Source organism: Gimesia aquarii (assembly GCF_007748175.1).
In the GTDB taxonomy this organism is placed as follows: Bacteria; Planctomycetota; Planctomycetia; order Planctomycetales; family Planctomycetaceae; genus Gimesia; species Gimesia aquarii_A.
In genome coordinates this window covers 2,573,970-2,590,929 of the sequence record NZ_CP037422.1, presented here as the reverse complement: position 1 = coordinate 2,590,929, position 16,960 = coordinate 2,573,970, and the positions used below count along the sequence as shown (strand labels likewise).

Sequence of the window (16,960 nt, the reverse complement as noted above, 5' to 3'; positions counted from 1 at the left end):
AAAAAACTCATCAGACAGTTAGTATAGAATCTGCACTCTTTCTCATTCGTGACATGATTATTTGTGGTCTTGGATTACGGCAAAGACTCGTACACTGTAAAAATCATTGGAAGCAGGCCAATCAATGTCAGATATCGTCTCAATTATCGGGACCCAGTCATTGTTGTCTAGTAACACCTCTATCGCAGATGGCTTGTTATCAAACTGCGCGTAGTAGCAGCGAAACCAGTGTGTACCGCTGGAGAGGTCAGAAGCCTCAATGGTACGCTTGACGATGGGTAACCAGTGAGTTGGTGGGTCAAATGGAGCATCCAAAAACTTCCCAACTCCCATCCTGAACAGACTGTATGGGGGTCTGACCCCTTTTTAGTCCTCCCACACAACAAATGTTAGCAACCAACTGGCTGCTGTGTGCGGTGGTCGGCGCGACCAAGAACTGGCAACATTAGGACAACAGATCCCCTGTAGCGAACGCGCAGGACATCGCAAGGGATGAGTCGAACGCAGAGCCAATAAACGCCGACCCACAATAACGATACTCATGAAAATGCCCAGGTACCATTACCATAAAGAACGAAAGGCGGTCGTATGAACGGAAATCCTTACCATACAAACGGCAGTGACATTCGTCGCTGACACCTTTTTGTCTGAACCTTTATTTTTTTAATAAAATAAGTATTAATATTATTATTTTACAAAATTGTTGTTTTGTATCTATTGTACATTTTTTTATTTATTATAATGATGTCATTAGTCACATATATTTACATGTGCTATTTGTCACCCCACCTAGTTGAGTTTTTTTGTCAACTTTATAACTGGTGTGGTTATAAATAAGGGGGCAATATGACCAAGCATACCTTTATGTATATTATCGGTTTAGCCAGTGTGGTTGCAGTTGCAAACTTTGCAGTGTATCGGTTAACCCCTCCTCCTAGTACTAGAGTTTCCGTGTCACCAGAATTGCTAGATGTCGGGGAAGTAACCCAAGCTCCATTTACTGGAGATTTTAGCATTACTAATCAAAGTAACCTCGAAGTGACACTGCTTGAACCCAAGACCTCTTGCACCTGTACTAAAGTCGTAATACCACAGCAAGTTCTGCCTCCAGGTGGAAGCGTGCAAGCGACGGCTGAGTTTAAAGGTGGAAGTAATGGTGGGGATCTACAGACATTAGTGTTAATCCCCTATAAATACTCAGGTGGCACTGGCGAGATTTCATTGTCAACGCGTGCTAAGGTGTTGCCACATATTTCACTAAGCCCAAAGTCTATCACCATCGATATGGATGAAGAAAAACCTGTGGAGATTGTCTGTCAATCAAACTACGATCCAGAAGTTTCTGTGACGCAAGTGAACTGTACAAGCTCGTTAATCGACATCAGTATTTCGAAGGAAACCGGTTCACGCACAAAAATTATTTTAACCCCAAAATCGATTGTGGGGAAAGCGGACAGTTTGTTGTCTGAACCTGCATATGTTTCTGTTTCAACAACCAGCAAATGGATGCCACACGTACGCGTGCCACTGTTGCTTAAGATGCCTGTGGCGCGTAATTCTGTTTCTTTATCCGTTCACACTAAAGGGAAATGAAAATGTTGAAGACCAAAAACTTTTTCGTTAGTTTCACTTGTGCCATCGTGATAATGGCTCTTACTACATCGTTTGTCAGCAGTGCTCCGATCTGCAACAATAAAGAAGTCAAGGCAGCGGCGGGGGATTGCGGAAGTCCCACGGGGTGTCCAGCATGGAGTGGTCCTGGATCATGTACTGGTTTTATGCAAGTGTCACAACCACGTAAGGCATACTGTGGGGCTGGTTCTAGTAGCACTTATTGCGTTCAAAACGGAGCTACATATACTTGTACCAAACAGTATCGATGCATTTTTGCTCCCATCCCAAACCCAAACCACGACCCCAACGATCCAGATTCACCGCACACGCTGGATGCTTGTGGACAAGGTGCCTATCATAGTGTTGCATCAACAAGTAAGGTTGCGACAACTCAAACTTGCGAAGAACCCAGCTGATTATCCATGCTAAATTCTTAGACATATGCATGAAATACTACTTATCCATTGCCTAAGCCATTCACTCGCAGGTATGACTGCGAGTGAATGGAGTGCTGGAACCTGTAATATATTGTTTGCAATGAGACCAAGTTGTTGTGGTTCATAGTATGGTATTTCATACTTTTGACAGAGATACTCGGCCGTATTCTACAGAGGCTATTCTAATTAAAATGAAGCTTGTACCGGGCAGGTGACAGGGCTTGTATTTTACGATTATCTTAACTGATGGAGAATCATTTCCTCATGTTCAATAATTGTGTACCGGGTTTTATTAAACTGTTTTTACTTTTAGTTATTCTCTATTTGGCATCTTTTCCAGGAAAAGATGCCACTGCTGGAAATGAAGCTATTGAAGCCGAAGCAGACGCGATAGAGAAAAGAGCGTACGAAGCTCTAACCTCAAGTTATCCCGGTGCAACATACGAAGCCTTCATAGTGTATGAAACGCCCGAGACCGGGTTCAAAACTGAAATTGAATATTCAGCATATTTTGACCATAAACGACTGAGATTAAAAAAAAGGTTCCGCCACGCTACCTCAGAAAAAGATAGTATTAGTACTTCTGATTTCAGTGATGATAAAGGCTGGACTAAACCAGACTACGTCATAATTAAAGACGATGTTATTATCATCAGAAACTCAGAATATGAGCAAGGCACATACAAGGACAAACAAAGTATGGAAGGAGACTTTTACGCAAACAAACAAGCATTCTGGCCTCAATTTATTGGTACTGCATTAGCTCCCGTCTGGAGGATGCCACAATTAAGTCCAAGAGGTTTTTTAAACCGCGAAGACCATACTGCTACTAAAATCACAGAAGAGGATTACAATCAACTTAAAACAATAAGAGTTGACTATACAGTACAAGGAAAAGGAAACTTTTCAATTTGGTACTGTCCAGCCCAGAATGGCTTGATGGTAAAAATAGAGGGTCGTACAAAAACGAATACCCGGTTACTCGAAACCCATGTTGAAATCATTAATAAACAGTGGGCTCCAAGTATCTGGTTTCCGAAACAAATTAAATACTCGTGGGGGTCTAAGGGGCACGAGATCGAAAAAGAAACAACAGAGATCCAATCATTTGAAGTTGTCGAACCTAATGACGAAGAGTTTGGTTACAAAGGTGTGGAATTGCCTATTGGAGCTCCAATTCAAGACCTAACTGTTGCGTCATCAGAACAGCTTCAGATCTGGACAAAAGACGGCGCTCGCTTGATGACGAAAGAAGAAGAGGCTGTTGGATTCCCGGTCGCAAAGGAGTCCTTACCAAAAAAACTTGAAAACGTCAAAGATAAGAGTGGCTCTAGATTCACAGCATTAATCGTATTAAATCTTGTTGTAATTGCGATTGTAGCAGTATTGTTCTTATTCTTGAGAAAACGAACGTAATCGCTTTTCTTAAGGATGATTGCTGCGTATATAACATGACCACTAATAATACTTCAATCCTCTAATTGAGTAAGCTTATCTTTCTAATAAGTGAATCCCCAAAAACACCCTAATTAACCTCGTAAAAGTGTAGTGTTGGAGACCATTTCATTGGACGACAATAAGGGCTCAGGGACAGACAAACGACTCCTGACCCGAATGGCACTGTCATCTTCCAGTTTCTGCTTACGTTGAGACCGTATGGGGGTCTGACCCCTTTTTAGTCCTCTTTTTAGTCCTCCAAAATACCCGAGTTATAAAAACAATGCGATTAATCGGTTGCGCCCTCATCAGTTATGGATCGCTTTTCATTCGATTGTATAGTGTTGGACAGACTGTATGGGGGTCTGACCCCTTTTTAGTCTTCTGACCCCTTTTTAGTCTTCTTTGTATATATTTGATGCTGATATGAAACAAATTCAGCAAAATGACCAATTGTTCTTTAGCATTGATGCCCTACTAGCTTCAGATCACAAGTGGATGCTTTATATGATGTCAGTATGATATCGGGCACGAATCACATTTCAAGGTGTCATTTCATTAGGATTGGATCGTTACAGCAAGCTATTTGCAGATATAAAAAAATACACAAACACAGACAGTAAGATGGTTGTCCCCTTAAGTTCCTCGAAAAAAATAACATGAATCAACTATCAATTTCAGATCTAAAATCCTTGAGCAAATCTTCTAGATACCAGGACCGGTTGCGCGCCCTGAAGTTCATGAGAAAAAATGTCTATGAAGGTGTTCCGAAATCATATTTAAAAATCGCTGCATCCATGATTTCTGATCGATCTGAATCGTGTCGCTGGCAGTCAGCAATTGTTGTGTCAGAATATCTCGATTATTCCGAAGAGCTCGTGTGGTCTATAGTAGATCGGTTCATCAAAGAAGGAACAAACAGGGGTGTTGATTCAGTATCTACAGTGTTAGTCGAACATCTATTAGAACGGAACTTTGATAAGTATTTTCGAAGATTAAAATCTCATTGGTTGTCTGGGAACTCACTAATAGTGGAAATATTAACATATTGCTGGGCTTTTGGTGATGCTGAGGCACATTGGGGAGAAGTAGAAGAGTTTTTGGAGAGCGCACGTTCTAGATCCAGTTAGGAGAAATTAATAGGACAGGTTTCGTTTTTTCTAGTCCAGCTATTCTTCTAATTCTATAAATCATGCTCCCCACCGTCGGCATCATATGCTTCGCGCTCGAATGGATTATCGCGATAGAAACGCCGACCGATTAGCCACATGTAGAGAGACGAAAGAAAATAGGCAGGCAAAAGAAAGGGTCCCCAACGCTCATACTGCAGGATATGGACGGTTTCATGTTTGCGTGAAATGTCCAGAGAGGCGTCCGTTTGACCAAGGATTGTGTGGCCGAGCGTCAGCGCGAGGGTGAATTGGCCGTGCGGTAGTCGTTGTACGAACCACTTTGTGCCGCCGTCGTAAAACTCGATCGCGCGACCACAAATTCGCGCACGTCCGCCGAAACACATTCCAACGCCGCCGATGATCAGACCGAGAATCGTATTCGGTGACGCCCAAAATACCCGAGTTATAAAAACAATGCGATTAATCGGTTGCGCCCTCATCAGTTACGGATCACTTTTCATTCGACTGCATAGTGTTGGACAGACCGTATGGGGGTCTGACCCCTTTTTAGTCCTCCTTTTTAGTCCTTCATAATTAATGATTCGAAAATGAGAGGGCTTTTCCAACGGCACTAATCATTTTTTTCTGAATAGTTCACGCTGAAATTGACTTCTGTCACAACTGTCGCCAGTTGTTTGAATGCAGGCTTTGTGATTTTAGTATTTTGCAGTTGAACAATCGCCAGATTCTTAAGCTGCCCCATCATCTTGAGTGCTGGAATTGCTGAATCGCTGAGTGTTGTTTCTTTCAGCGACAAACCTCTTAATTTTGGCGTCGTTTCTGTCAGAACAGACATCAATTGGGGAATCAATTTGTCATTAATGGTACTGTTACCTAGATAGAGTAATTCCAGGTTCGGAAATTGACGTACCGATTCGACGAGAGTTTCATCTACTTCTGTCCCATTTAAATCAAGATGAGTGAGATTTGACATCTCTCCAAGTGACTGCAGTCCAATCCCAGTGAGTTTTGTACCACTTAGATAAAGAACTTCCATTTTTTTGAGTGGTTCCAGATTTTTAATTCCTGTATCAGTTACATTTGTTTTACTGACATTGAGCATTTTTAGCTCAACAAGTTGGCCGACTGCTAACATTCCGTCATCGCCGATACTGCAGTTGGCTAGTGATAACTCTTGCAGTCGATCATTCTTTTTAAGATGCATCAATCCTGTATCGGATACGGCTGTTTCATCAAGAAAAATAGCTTCCAAGTGATTCAAACTCGAAATGTATTTTAGTGAAGCATCAGAAATGACACTACGTTCTAGATGTAGTCGTTGTAATTCAGGAAGTTCTTTCAAGTAGGTTGCAGCCACATCATTCATTGTTGAATCTGTGGCAAATATTTCAACAACGTGTCCTTCTTCATTTAACTTGAAACGAATGGGCGTGATCTCTTTCATCGAATCGAGAGCAGCCTGTTCTGATGCCGGTGTGAAAAAAAAGAGATCGCTGTTGAATGAAAAGAGGATGAATAACAAAGTAATTACAGCCAGTCCAAACCAGAGCATAAATTCTTTAATTCGGAAGGAAGTTTGTTTCATCACGGTCCCTATCATTCTTGTCTTTGATTAAGCAAATTAAATGTCGATTGCAGAGAATCATACGTTTCAAATCAGTCTCTACATAGTTCCCTTTAAATATCAATGGATCTTCTTCTGATAGAGAATAAGAAATTTGCACTGAGTCCCCCAGGACAAAACCTGAAATTCATCGGTGTAATGTTCAGGTTTCATATTACCTTTGCCAAGATTTCACAATTCCTCTTTAGAATCCGGTCCATAGTTTCATTTACTTAGAAAATGAAAAATCTGTGAGCTACTTTTCTCTCGTCACTGATCTCTCAATAAAGAAAGACTGAAAATGCCACGGTTACTAAAGAGTCAAAAAGGATTCACTCTGATTGAGCTATTGGTAGTCATCGCGATTATCGCGATTCTCATTGCATTGCTGTTACCTGCTGTCCAACAAGCACGCGAAGCTGCACGACGTTCGACCTGCAAAAACAATCTGAAACAACTCGGTATCGCATTACATAACTATCACGATGTGGCCCGTTCCTTTCCTCCTGGTTCCTTGTATGGCGACGATGAATACGGATGGGCCTGCATGATTCTACCTTACATTGAACAAACTAATATTTACAATCAGTTGGACTTCACCGGACAAGGACCTGATATCACTATTCCACTTCAGGCTGGCGTAACCGATCAGGTAATTCCTGTTTATCTGTGCCCTTCAAATTCGATGTCCCTTACAAAGAGTCCGCTTCGTGCGGGGGCTGGCCATAATGGTGCCGACGTTGGTGGCCATGGGAGAAATGACTATAGCGGAAGTGTGGGAACTGGTGGTGGCTCCGTCACAGGTATGTTCGGCAAGATTAAAGATACGCTCTCACCTACAAAAATTCGAGACGTGACTGACGGTTCAAGTAATACAATTGCCGTTGGCGAAGCATACACTGAGTTTATGCGTGCCATAGATGGCCCAACACATGCTAATGTTCATGACTTTAAAGTATGGGTTGGCACAAATAATCAACACCAGAACATTATAGCAGAAGCAGGTACAGCCCATGTACTCAATGGAACACGCGACGATTCCTTTGCCAGCCAACATGTTGGTGGTGCTCAGTTTTTGTTTGCTGATGGATCCGTTAGTTTTCTCTCAGAAAATATCGATATGGTCACTTTTGGAAAACTGGCTGACAAAGCAGATGGTGCTGTAGTAGAACGACCATAATCTCACATGGTTCTTGGTGCTACCAGTTTCCCTCGCCGTGGCGATTTTATAATAAATGTTGGGATGTTTTGGGCATCCTAAACTGATCCAGAGAGTGATTCTTTCCATCCAGGGAGAATCACTCCTCTCTTAAACACAAGACGATTTAAAGGAATCAGATGCAAACGATTCTAAATAACCGAGTTTTCTTACTTGCTTTTTCTATATTCTCGCCAATCTTCTGCCTGGGATGTGGCGAAGACTTTCAAAAGACAGTCGTCCCCGTTTCAGGTTTTGTTCGAGTTGACGGGGACCTGGTGACTGAAGGTTATATCGTGTTGACTCCTGTTCCCGCCGGCGATGCAGATCCATTAGATTCCGGAAAGTCTGCCAGTGGTACTTTTACTCCTAATGGTACTTTTGAATTGACTACATACGAGAAAGGAGATGGGGCTCTAGTGGGAAAGCATATTGCCCACTTTTTTAAGCCTGATCCTGAGGATGATGAACAGATTGTCGAAGAAAAGTATTTCCCGGGAGGGCAGGAAGTAGAGCTTGAAGTGATTGATGGTATCAACCGCTTTGATATCCATCTACATGCCGAGGGTGAGCCTGAAGTCATTCGAAAAGATTCCTGAAAACAATTCCTATCATGTAGAGAATCGCTGGCATAACCGTACACGATATAGATAGCCATGAATTCGGCTCCAGGATTAAAATTAAAACTGAAAAAGAGATGAAAGAAAAGCAATTCTTTAAATTATCGAATAAGCTAGAGGCACTTTGCCGATGGTCGTTTCGTCCGATTGATATCGCACCGCTGGTCTTCTTCCGCATCTTCTACGGCCTGATCATGTTGTATCACATCTGGTCGATGACAAGAGACCGTTGGGTTCAGTTTTTTTATATTGATCCCGACTTTCATTTCTCATATCCCGGTTGGAGTTGGATACAACCCTGGCCTGGAATTGGAATGCATATACACTTTGCAGTTCTCATCATTGCGACAGTGGGAATTTCGCTGGGGCTATTTTATCGACTCAGTGCACTTACTTTCTTTCTGGGGTATTCCTTCGTCTTCTTACTCGAAAAGTCGCTTTACCAGAATCATTGTTATTTGATTTGTCTGATTAGCGGGATCATGGTATTTCTGCCCGCTCATCGTGCCTTTTCACTCGATCGATTGTTCTGGGGAATCAGAGGGACTCAAGTCGTACCACAGTGGACACTGTGGTTACTGCGTCTACAGCTTGCAATTCCCTATTTCTATGGTGGACTTGCAAAATTAAACTACGATTGGCTTTTGACACAGCCAATTAGTATGTGGATCAAACGGCGTACCGATGCGCCTTTGCTTGGTCCGTATCTGGCGGGAGACTGGATGCCTTGGATATTTGCTTACGGGGGACTGATTTTCGATCTTCTGATTGTTCCCGCACTGTTATGGCGTCGTACTCGAATTTTTGCTTACATTGTCTCAGTCACATTTCATTTGACGAACGCGCTCTTGTGGGAAATTGGTGTTTTCCCCTGGATGATGATCGGTGCCACTCTGATTTTTTTCCCTCCCGAAAGTTTTCGCAAAGTAGCTCATCTTAAAAAACTACAGATTCCTTTACAGCTTAAACAAGATCGATTTACCTGGGGACAACAAATGACTGTTGTCACGCTTTGTGTCTATATTTCCTGGCAACTGATCTTTCCTTTCCGTCACTTTCTGTATCCAGGTAATGTCAGCTGGAATGAAGAAGGCCATCATTTTGCCTGGCACATGATGTTACGAGAAAAAAATGTGGGTATTCGTTTTTATGCCTATAATCCTGCAACGAACCAGCACGGTCTGATCAAAGTGGAAGAATTTCTAAACTCTCGCCAACTCAGCCGTATGGGTAAAGACCCAGATATGGTTTTAGAATTCGTCCATTATGTGCGTGATCATTATCGTGAATATCAAAACACAGAGTTGGAAATTTATGTGTTAAACATCGCCTCACTTAACGGTCGAAAACCTCAACTTTTAATGGACCCCAAGTTGAATTACGCTGCCGTTGATCGAGTCTGGACATCTCAACCCTGGGTAATACCTCTTAAGGAAAGACTACCTGAAACCGTTTGGAACGAACCACTTGATCGATGGGAAAGAATGCTTGACCTTGATATCCCTCCTGGAATGCGATTGACTTCAATCCAACGAACTCCTGAAAGAAGTCATTAATCATTGATGTTGCATTTTTAAAAACGTATAACGAGCTATCATGCTAAATAAATGAAAAAATGCTGTTTGCTGAAAATAATTCAAACCAATTAGTTAATACAAAACTCAACATTCGGGGAATTAATCTGTGCAAAATTTCTTAAACATTTGTTGTATCTTGTCTCTAGTCTGTTTCTCATCTTCAACGTTTGCTCAAGGTCAGAACAAAACCACATTTGGACATAAACGTTCTTATGAAGGGATGGTTGTGGAGCCGACATTATCTGTTGCAACCGATGTCCCTGATCGAATCCTGGCCTCATGGAAGGGAGATCCTTCCACATCTTTTTCAGTTACCTGGCGAACAAAGTCGGGAGCAGATGCCGTGGCAGAGGTTGCGATTGCAGATTCTGGTCCAAAATTTGTCTTGAATGCAAAATTGTTTAAAGGAGAAACTTCACCGTTGAAGACGAACCTCGGAACGGTTCATATGCACGCAGTGACATTCAAAGGACTACAACCAGGAACGTTGTATGCTTACCGAGTTGGAAGTCGAAGAACAACGGAACTCTCTAAAGAAGATCGATCCAGTGTTGAAACTGCTACTACAGATTATGCATGGAGTGAATGGATCCATTTTCGTACTGCTCAAAAGTCTCAGGGGAAGGTTGTAAAACCAGTTCGGTTTGTTTATGTCGGAGACGCTCAAAATGATATTAAGAGTCATTGGTCACGTCTCATACGGGAATCATTTCGTGATGCCCCAAGAATGACGTTCATGTTACACGCAGGGGACTTGGTGAATCGAGGAAACAACGATCACGAATGGGGTGAATGGTTTCATGCAGGGAGTTGGATATTTTCAACAATCCCTCAGCTTGCGATTCCCGGTAATCATGAATATGACCGAGATCGAATTTCGGCAGGAGCTGGAGTTGAATATCGCGATATACCCAAAACACTCAGTAGAAGATGGAGCCAGCGATTTGAATTTCCTGAAAATGGCCCCAAAGGATCGACAGAAAATGTATATTATGTTGACGTTCAAGGTGTGCGGATTATCGGACTCGATTCCAATTTGGAACCGAATACTCAAACAGAATGGCTGGAGAAAGTTCTGAAAGACAACCCAAATCGTTGGACAATTCTAACACATCATCATCCAATCTACTCTTCGAGTAAAAGACGTGACAATCCTGAACTCAGAGATACCTGGCAACTGCTTTATCAAAAATACAATGTTGATCTGGTTCTCCAGGGACACGACCATAGCTATGGTCGTTCCGGGCCGATTGACCTTCAGCTGAGTCGGAAACTTGTGACAGAAGAGAATGTAGCAACTGGGTTGCGTGTGGCCGATCAATCTGGCGGGCCAGTTTATGTTGTCTCCGTCAGCGGTCCTAAGATGTATGATTTAAAACAATATCCCGAAGAGACCCTGAAGTCGAATCCACACCGACGACGTGCCAAAAATACGCAACTGTATCAGGTAATCACAATTGAGCAGGATCGATTGATTTATCAGGCTAAAACGGCAACAGGAGAACTCTACGACCAATTTACGATCAACAAAGATAAATCTGGAAAAAATTTATTTCATGACCAGGCGCCTTCTTCAAAGGTCACTCAAAAAGATAACTAAGATTTTTCCTGGTAGATTCGTATCGAACAGTCTCTATTTTGTACCTGCTCAATACCAGATTCGTTTTCTTTGGCCATGCTGAGACAAGTGTGATGAGACTTGGGATAGGGGCTTGACCACTTTACTAACCCTTAGGGGGTAGATCCTTTACTGTCATCTTCATTGGATCTTTGTTTCGATGATCTAATCAGATAAGTTCGGTGAAGATTCGCGAAGGTGTTTGATTCCCGCTTCGGTGATCTGTGTTTCATTGTACTCAATAGTAAATAGATTTGTGAGACCTTGCAGGTGCCTCAACCCGGCATCACTGACCCCCGTGTTCTCGATGGCAAGCCATTGTAGTTCTGAAAGCCCCTGTAAGTGGACCAGTCCGGCATCGGTAATCCGTGTGTTGTTGAGATAGAGATTTTCAATGTTTTTCAGATTTTGTAAATGAACGATCCCTGCATCACCTACCCGGGTATGATCTAAATTCAGCCAGTAAAGTTCTTTCAATCCTTCCAGATAAACCATGCCGGCATCAGTGATTTGGGTATCGTTTAAAAAGAGGCTGAGTATGCTTTTTAATTCTCGTACATGGAACAGGCCGGCGTCCGTAATTTTTGTACCAGACAAATCGAGGTATTGCAATTTCGTAAGCCCCTGCAAGTAAGCCAAACCCGCATCACTCACTTGAGTATTACCAAGACCAAGATTTTTCAGTGAAACAAATTGTTTGAGGAGAACCAGACCCTGATCGCTCACTCCGGTATTTACCAGGTAGAGTGAATTCAACTGCTTCATTTTTTTTAAGTGAATCAATCCCGTGTTGCTGACTTCTGTTCCAGAAAGATTAAGTTCAATGAAATTCGTAAGTTCTTGGAGATGAACCAAACCAGCGTCTGAGACTTTGGTATCAGCAAGACGAAGCTCCTTTAGGTTTGAAAGTCCTTTGAGCTTGATCAGCCCGACATCACTGATTTCTGTTTCTCCAAGATCGAGAGCCTCCAGGTCTTTAAATTCACACAACAAGTCAAGATCGTCATCAGTGATTTTGGTAGAACTACAATTAATTTCTGTCACAATTTGAAATGGAATGAGTCGTTGATATCCCACAGTCTCCGAAATTCGGGAACACCACATTCTGGGGATCAGTGCCAGTAGCATGCCAGGCTTGGTCGAGTAGCGAATCGACCCATCAATCGCTTCCAGTTTCTGAATCGCCCGCGAATTCATGAAAACTGAAATGGAATATACAACCAGACACAGCAAGACCATCAGCACGCTGAATCGTCGGATCCAGCGAAATCGGCTGACTGGCTTTTGAGTTGGTTTTTGTTGAATCATCTTTGACGTTCCGAATTTGGAAAGACAAAAAGGGTAGGGACCGAAAAAAATTATTGAGCTTTTAATCAATTAGAGGCCATGACCGAGGATGTTCAATACTTCAGCCCGAATGTCTTTAATCCTCAGGCCACGGTCCTCTAAAATTTTGATTGCCAAACCTTCTTCTACCCGCAAAAGCCCCAAGAGTAAATGCTCAGTTCCCACGTAATTGTGGCTAAGAAGTTGAGCTTCTTCCCACGCGTTTTCGATTGCTTTTTTCGCATGCGCTGTTTGAGGCAGCTCGCTCATCGTGACTAATTCAGGCGCCGATGGTACTTTTTTTTTCACATCCAGATGGATACGACGAAAACTAAGATTAAAACAGTGTTCAAGAACGTTGGCAGCGACTCCTCCCCCCTCTTTACTCAAGCCTAACAAAAGGTGCTCGGTACCAAGGTGTTCGTGATTGAACAGTTTGCCTTCCTGGATCGCTAAGTTTATCACTTTTTTTGCTCGGTTGGTAAATCGTTCATACACAGTTCATCTCCGCTTTAATGGTTCACTCGAGGATCGATTCAGGTTTAGATCAAAGATCGGTTTGAGTCAGTATCGATCCGCTTCCTGTTTGTAAGTTGACAGACATTATGGGGGTCTGACCCCTTTTTAGTTATTATAGTTATTCAACCGAGAATCGGCCATCGTCCGCCGCTTTTGATATATTGTAGCATTTCGTCACATCTTTGCTGACAATTTTGGGTCAGGGGATGGCGATGGCCCGGACAAAGTACCTCGATATCCATGGACAGGCATCGAATCATTGAATCGCGTGCAGCTTCATGATCTGGTGTAACTGGACGTGCCATGAATCGGACACGCTCACCAATCACGGCGAGTGCATCACCAGCGAAGAGCACCTTTTCAGGGGCGTAATAGAAGCTGATGTGGCCGGGAGTATGTCCGGGAGTTTCGATAACCGTGAAGTCTTCGAGAATTGTGTCACGGTCACATACAACTTCTGGTGACTCAACTGCTCTGGGCACCGCTTCGCCAAGTAGTCCAATGAACAAGACGAAGATACCCCACTCTGGAATGTGATTGGCGAGCCATCCACGGAAACCGTTGTGGGAAGTCACTCGCGTGAAATTTGGTTTGTCGAGTACGTGGCAATAGACTGGGGCTCCGGAACGGGCTTGTATTTCTGCCGCGCCAGCAGCATGATCGTTGTGCCAATGTGTGAGAAGAATCGCACGAATGTCAGAATGAGACAGATTCAGTTTGGCAAGTGCGAGGTCAATATCTCGACCGTCTGATGCCATTCCGGCGTCGATGAGCACTGGCCCTTTTGACGTCAGGACGAGATACGAGCAGTTTTGGTATGATGGTCGACGAATACACCAAATCGCATCGGTAACCTGGAATATCTGAGTGCCAATTATTTGAGCCTTTTGTCTTATAGAGTCTTCAGTCACCAGGCTGCTCCCAGCGAGGTTGGTTTCAAATTCAGCCTGATTGACATCTCCGATCCGTTTTGTTGCATGAATCAAACTTCCGCCTCGATAGACTTGAGCATGTTGCAATACTTCAGTGTCATGATTTGGGACAAGTCTTGGGAAATTATCAATCGCAAGATCTTCTCGCAGTCCAAGGTTGCCATCCAACAAGGCTGTAGAAACTTCTGCAGACGACCTGATTGATTGCATTATGCCTGCGATCTCGTCCGCGCAAGTCTGTGGGGCACAAATTTCTATTCCGATTAGATTCATTGAGTCTGTGGCTTCCTCGAACATATCGATAGCAATGAACGAATTGTCGTCTGTATCACTGACGAAAATGAGGACGTCCCCACGACCGCATCGAGCGTTAGGATCACCATTGTACCGAGCGGCTGAATAGTCATAGAACGAGTCGTAATTATTCAGCAGTGAAGTTTTGAGCGGAGTCACCGAAAGAATGGTGAAGAGTGTTCTTATCAAGGGAGAATCACAATCATCATCAGAAATGTCCCAGATAGGCACTCCCAGCTTGAATTCGCGGTATGCTAACAGATCGCTCATTACGTTTCTTCTCTGTAAAAAATACTTATTATTCGCCTGCTCATCTTTGTTTGTATATGATGTTGCTATGGGACACAATATACAAACTGATCAGATACCATTTAGATTTGATATCAGCAAATTTTGTATGATATTTGGTGGAAATCACATTAAAAAAATAAAAATTGCATTGGGATAGAATCGTTATAGCAAGTCATCTGCAGATATGAAAAAACAGAAAATTTATCAAGATAAACAGTGTGCCGGGATGGTCCCTTTGACAACTGCATACAATGAATGCAATCACAAATCCGATTTTGATCGTATCCTCTCATTTTGTCTGAAACGAACGACTCTCAACAATTCTGAACTTCTCGAATTTCAAATCGCTTCCCAAAACGAATGGCATCAACTCAGAACTCGCTACCTATGTCATGATGAAGAATCACGAAAAGTGATTTTCGAGTTAAGCAGACTTGGACAACGCGCAATACAAAACACGGCAGAATTGCTTGATCCCCACCTCAAAAAACTGGCATCTGAGTATGCAAGTCGTTCCCATGACAGACGACATGAAATCTGTGACCAACTTTATCAATCTTTATTAACTCAGACACAGCCTGTTCGTTCTCAAAAAGAATTACTGGAACACATTTGGGACGACCTTTCGAATCAATCCTGTAACCGAATTTTCGCGCGGCAATTCACTAAACATGGAAATCCCAATTGTCTGGGGCGTGCTTTGATGATGCTTGCTTTTGCTAGACTCGCTAATGCAACTGTTTTGGGAGCAACTCCGTTGGTTCCCAGTTCAGAAATTGCAATCAAGCACGATGGTCGCGTAGCAAGATCTATTCTCAGGCACGCCGAGAGACACAACGTCAAACTGAAACCAGAACTGATTTCTTTCTTACAATTTATTGTTTCACGTCCTGAAATTGATCGTGTACGGCCTCCTATGTTTCATATGGGATTACTGTTTCAAATCAGTCCTGCTCGCTGGGCATTAATCGATCCTCACGCCAAAGTTTTTGGCACATATCAAAATACAGCAATAATTTCTCAGATTGAGAAAGAGAGTCAAGATAGACGACAGGGAATTTTCAGCGCTGATTTTCGCTCTGAAACAAAGATCAAACGTGTGAACCAACTCAGGCAACTGAAATCCTTAACCACATTTCTCCATCAAATTCAAACGCTCAGTACCTCAAGCGAATGCCATCTCGGCGAAGCCCTGATTGCAATGATCAATTCAAAAATTTTTGATTTTATCCTTAGTGATGAATGGAACATTCCCAAAGAACAGAAAGAAAAAATTGCCTTACAATTGCGAGGGGAGCAATCACCAATTGTCGATGACCTTTATCTTGAACCATTGTTGGGAATGAGGTGCTCTGCGTCTACTTTGTGCCGTATCCAAGCGTTCTTGGCTTATGTTTTGTTGCTGGATTGCGGAAAAGAATTTATAGGCCTGCTTTCATTTAACGTTTCTAATGACACTCAAACGCTACGCCAGGAGATGTTGAAACGCTCTTTTCAAGATCTCCTGGCGGAACTCATCGCAAGATTTCATGGATTTCTGTTTAATAAATCTTCGCTGGGACAGGATCAACAGCTGTTACACCCCGTGATTGAGCTGTATCAACCGGAATTTCGAGTTGGCGTCGAATTAATCTCTCATGTCAACGCAGTCACTCTCTGTTCTGAGAATGTCACGCAGAAGTTATCGCATATATGTAGTGGTCAATCTGTGCAAATCTCTGCTGCGACTGAGATCCTGCGCAATCAAAAAGAGGCAATTCGTCTTTCATCAAAACGAGCTTTTGATAAATTATATTCAGCAGAAATACAATCGGACCGACTTCAAGAAATTTTGAAACGGATTTCCAGAACATTATCACACACATCCGGGAGAATGAACGATCATGATGCATAGTGAAAACGACTTTGTCGAAGGCGAAGCAGGACAGATTAGAGTCAGATTGAAAAAAACGCTTGGTGATATTCAGGGGTGCCGGAACCACTATATGCTACAGGCAATTCCTGGAATGATGCCCGTCGTAGAGAAGGTCATCAACGAATTTATTGATGAAACGAAAAACAGTGTGGAATTTGCCAACGCGCAGGAAGAATTACAACACGCGAATTATGATCAGGACGAATTAACCAGGTTGGTGAGTTCATATGAAACTCAACCCTCAATGCAGATTGCCCTGCATGTCGCTTACGAGATCTGGAAAAACGATCCAAGTGCTGAAGAAACCTTACGACAGATCGTTGATCGTGCTGATAGTCTTTCACCCAGTGGAAGCAAATCCATTTCTAACTCACAAGCACCAACATAACAGGCACCAACTTGTGTTTAAAAAAGCAGACCTCTTTTTCTATTCCGTTATGGCGAAG

General features: G+C 42.8%; 16 protein-coding genes. 9 read left to right on the top strand and 7 right to left on the bottom strand.

Annotation, left to right across the window (positions count from 1 at the left end):
- Positions 1-57: 57 nt before the first annotated feature.
- The gene (locus tag V202x_RS10190) at positions 58-315 is read right to left on the bottom strand and encodes a DUF6348 family protein (protein ID WP_145173904.1); all 258 of its coding nucleotides are present in this window, start codon (positions 313-315) and stop codon (positions 58-60) included.
- 51 nt (positions 316-366) lie between these two features.
- Complete coding sequence (locus V202x_RS27440; protein ID WP_197993323.1) at positions 367-543, bottom strand: hypothetical protein; 177 nt, start codon at positions 541-543, stop codon at positions 367-369.
- Between the two features lie 303 nt (positions 544-846).
- Here V202x_RS27440 and V202x_RS10185 point away from each other — a divergent pair, with 303 nt between their 5' ends.
- The 3 genes from V202x_RS10185 to V202x_RS10175 all read left to right on the top strand — a co-directional run bounded on the left by V202x_RS10185 (position 847) and on the right by V202x_RS10175 (position 3,467).
- Positions 847-1,593, top strand: a complete 747-nt coding sequence (locus V202x_RS10185; protein WP_145173901.1) for a DUF1573 domain-containing protein — start codon at positions 847-849, stop codon at positions 1,591-1,593.
- Positions 1,594-1,595: 2 nt separating this feature from the next.
- The gene (locus V202x_RS10180; RefSeq protein ID WP_145173898.1) at positions 1,596-2,030 is read left to right on the top strand and encodes a hypothetical protein; all 435 of its coding nucleotides are present in this window, start codon (positions 1,596-1,598) and stop codon (positions 2,028-2,030) included.
- A gap of 285 nt (positions 2,031-2,315) precedes the next feature.
- Positions 2,316-3,467: a hypothetical protein gene (locus V202x_RS10175; RefSeq protein WP_145173895.1), complete on the top strand. Its 1,152-nt coding sequence runs from the start codon at positions 2,316-2,318 to the stop codon at positions 3,465-3,467.
- A gap of 1,204 nt (positions 3,468-4,671) precedes the next feature.
- Here V202x_RS10175 and V202x_RS10170 read toward each other — a convergent pair.
- A complete protein-coding gene (locus V202x_RS10170; RefSeq protein WP_232098930.1) occupies positions 4,672-5,100 on the bottom strand; it encodes a hypothetical protein in 429 nt (142 codons plus the stop codon).
- Between the two features lie 131 nt (positions 5,101-5,231).
- Positions 5,232-6,206 (bottom strand): leucine-rich repeat domain-containing protein, encoded by a 975-nt coding sequence (locus V202x_RS10165; protein WP_197993322.1) that lies wholly within the window; start codon positions 6,204-6,206, stop codon positions 5,232-5,234.
- Positions 6,207-6,525: 319 nt separating this feature from the next.
- Here V202x_RS10165 and V202x_RS10160 point away from each other — a divergent pair, with 319 nt between their 5' ends.
- The 4 genes from V202x_RS10160 to V202x_RS10145 all read left to right on the top strand — a co-directional run bounded on the left by V202x_RS10160 (position 6,526) and on the right by V202x_RS10145 (position 11,219).
- Positions 6,526-7,404, top strand: coding sequence for a DUF1559 domain-containing protein (locus tag V202x_RS10160; RefSeq protein WP_145173889.1), 879 nt, complete (start codon positions 6,526-6,528; stop codon positions 7,402-7,404).
- A gap of 158 nt (positions 7,405-7,562) precedes the next feature.
- Complete coding sequence (locus V202x_RS10155; protein WP_145173886.1) at positions 7,563-8,021, top strand: hypothetical protein; 459 nt, start codon at positions 7,563-7,565, stop codon at positions 8,019-8,021.
- Between the two features lie 98 nt (positions 8,022-8,119).
- Positions 8,120-9,598 carry an HTTM domain-containing protein gene (locus V202x_RS10150; protein WP_145173883.1) on the top strand — a complete coding sequence of 493 codons (1,479 nt, stop codon included), beginning with the start codon at positions 8,120-8,122 and terminating at the stop codon, positions 9,596-9,598.
- 127 nt (positions 9,599-9,725) lie between these two features.
- The gene (locus V202x_RS10145; RefSeq protein WP_232098929.1) at positions 9,726-11,219 is read left to right on the top strand and encodes a purple acid phosphatase family protein; all 1,494 of its coding nucleotides are present in this window, start codon (positions 9,726-9,728) and stop codon (positions 11,217-11,219) included.
- A gap of 183 nt (positions 11,220-11,402) precedes the next feature.
- Here the strand turns inward: V202x_RS10145 and V202x_RS10140 are convergent, their stop codons facing one another.
- The 3 genes from V202x_RS10140 to V202x_RS10130 form a co-directional block, all read right to left on the bottom strand.
- Entirely contained in the window at positions 11,403-12,545 is a 1,143-nt protein-coding gene (locus V202x_RS10140; RefSeq protein ID WP_145173880.1) for a leucine-rich repeat domain-containing protein, read from the bottom strand.
- A gap of 69 nt (positions 12,546-12,614) precedes the next feature.
- Positions 12,615-13,061: a Clp protease N-terminal domain-containing protein gene (locus V202x_RS10135; protein WP_145173877.1), complete on the bottom strand. Its 447-nt coding sequence runs from the start codon at positions 13,059-13,061 to the stop codon at positions 12,615-12,617.
- A 143-nt stretch (positions 13,062-13,204) separates the two neighbouring features.
- Entirely contained in the window at positions 13,205-14,578 is a 1,374-nt protein-coding gene (locus tag V202x_RS10130; RefSeq protein WP_145173874.1) for an MBL fold metallo-hydrolase, read from the bottom strand.
- 205 nt (positions 14,579-14,783) lie between these two features.
- On the opposite strand from V202x_RS10130, the gene V202x_RS10125 reads away from it, so the two are divergent.
- Entirely contained in the window at positions 14,784-16,493 is a 1,710-nt protein-coding gene (locus V202x_RS10125; RefSeq protein ID WP_145173871.1) for a hypothetical protein, read from the top strand.
- The gene (locus V202x_RS10120) at positions 16,483-16,902 is read left to right on the top strand and encodes a hypothetical protein (protein WP_145173868.1); all 420 of its coding nucleotides are present in this window, start codon (positions 16,483-16,485) and stop codon (positions 16,900-16,902) included. Before V202x_RS10125 ends, V202x_RS10120 begins: the two co-directional genes overlap by 11 nt.
- The last annotated feature ends 58 nt before the right edge of the window (positions 16,903-16,960 follow it).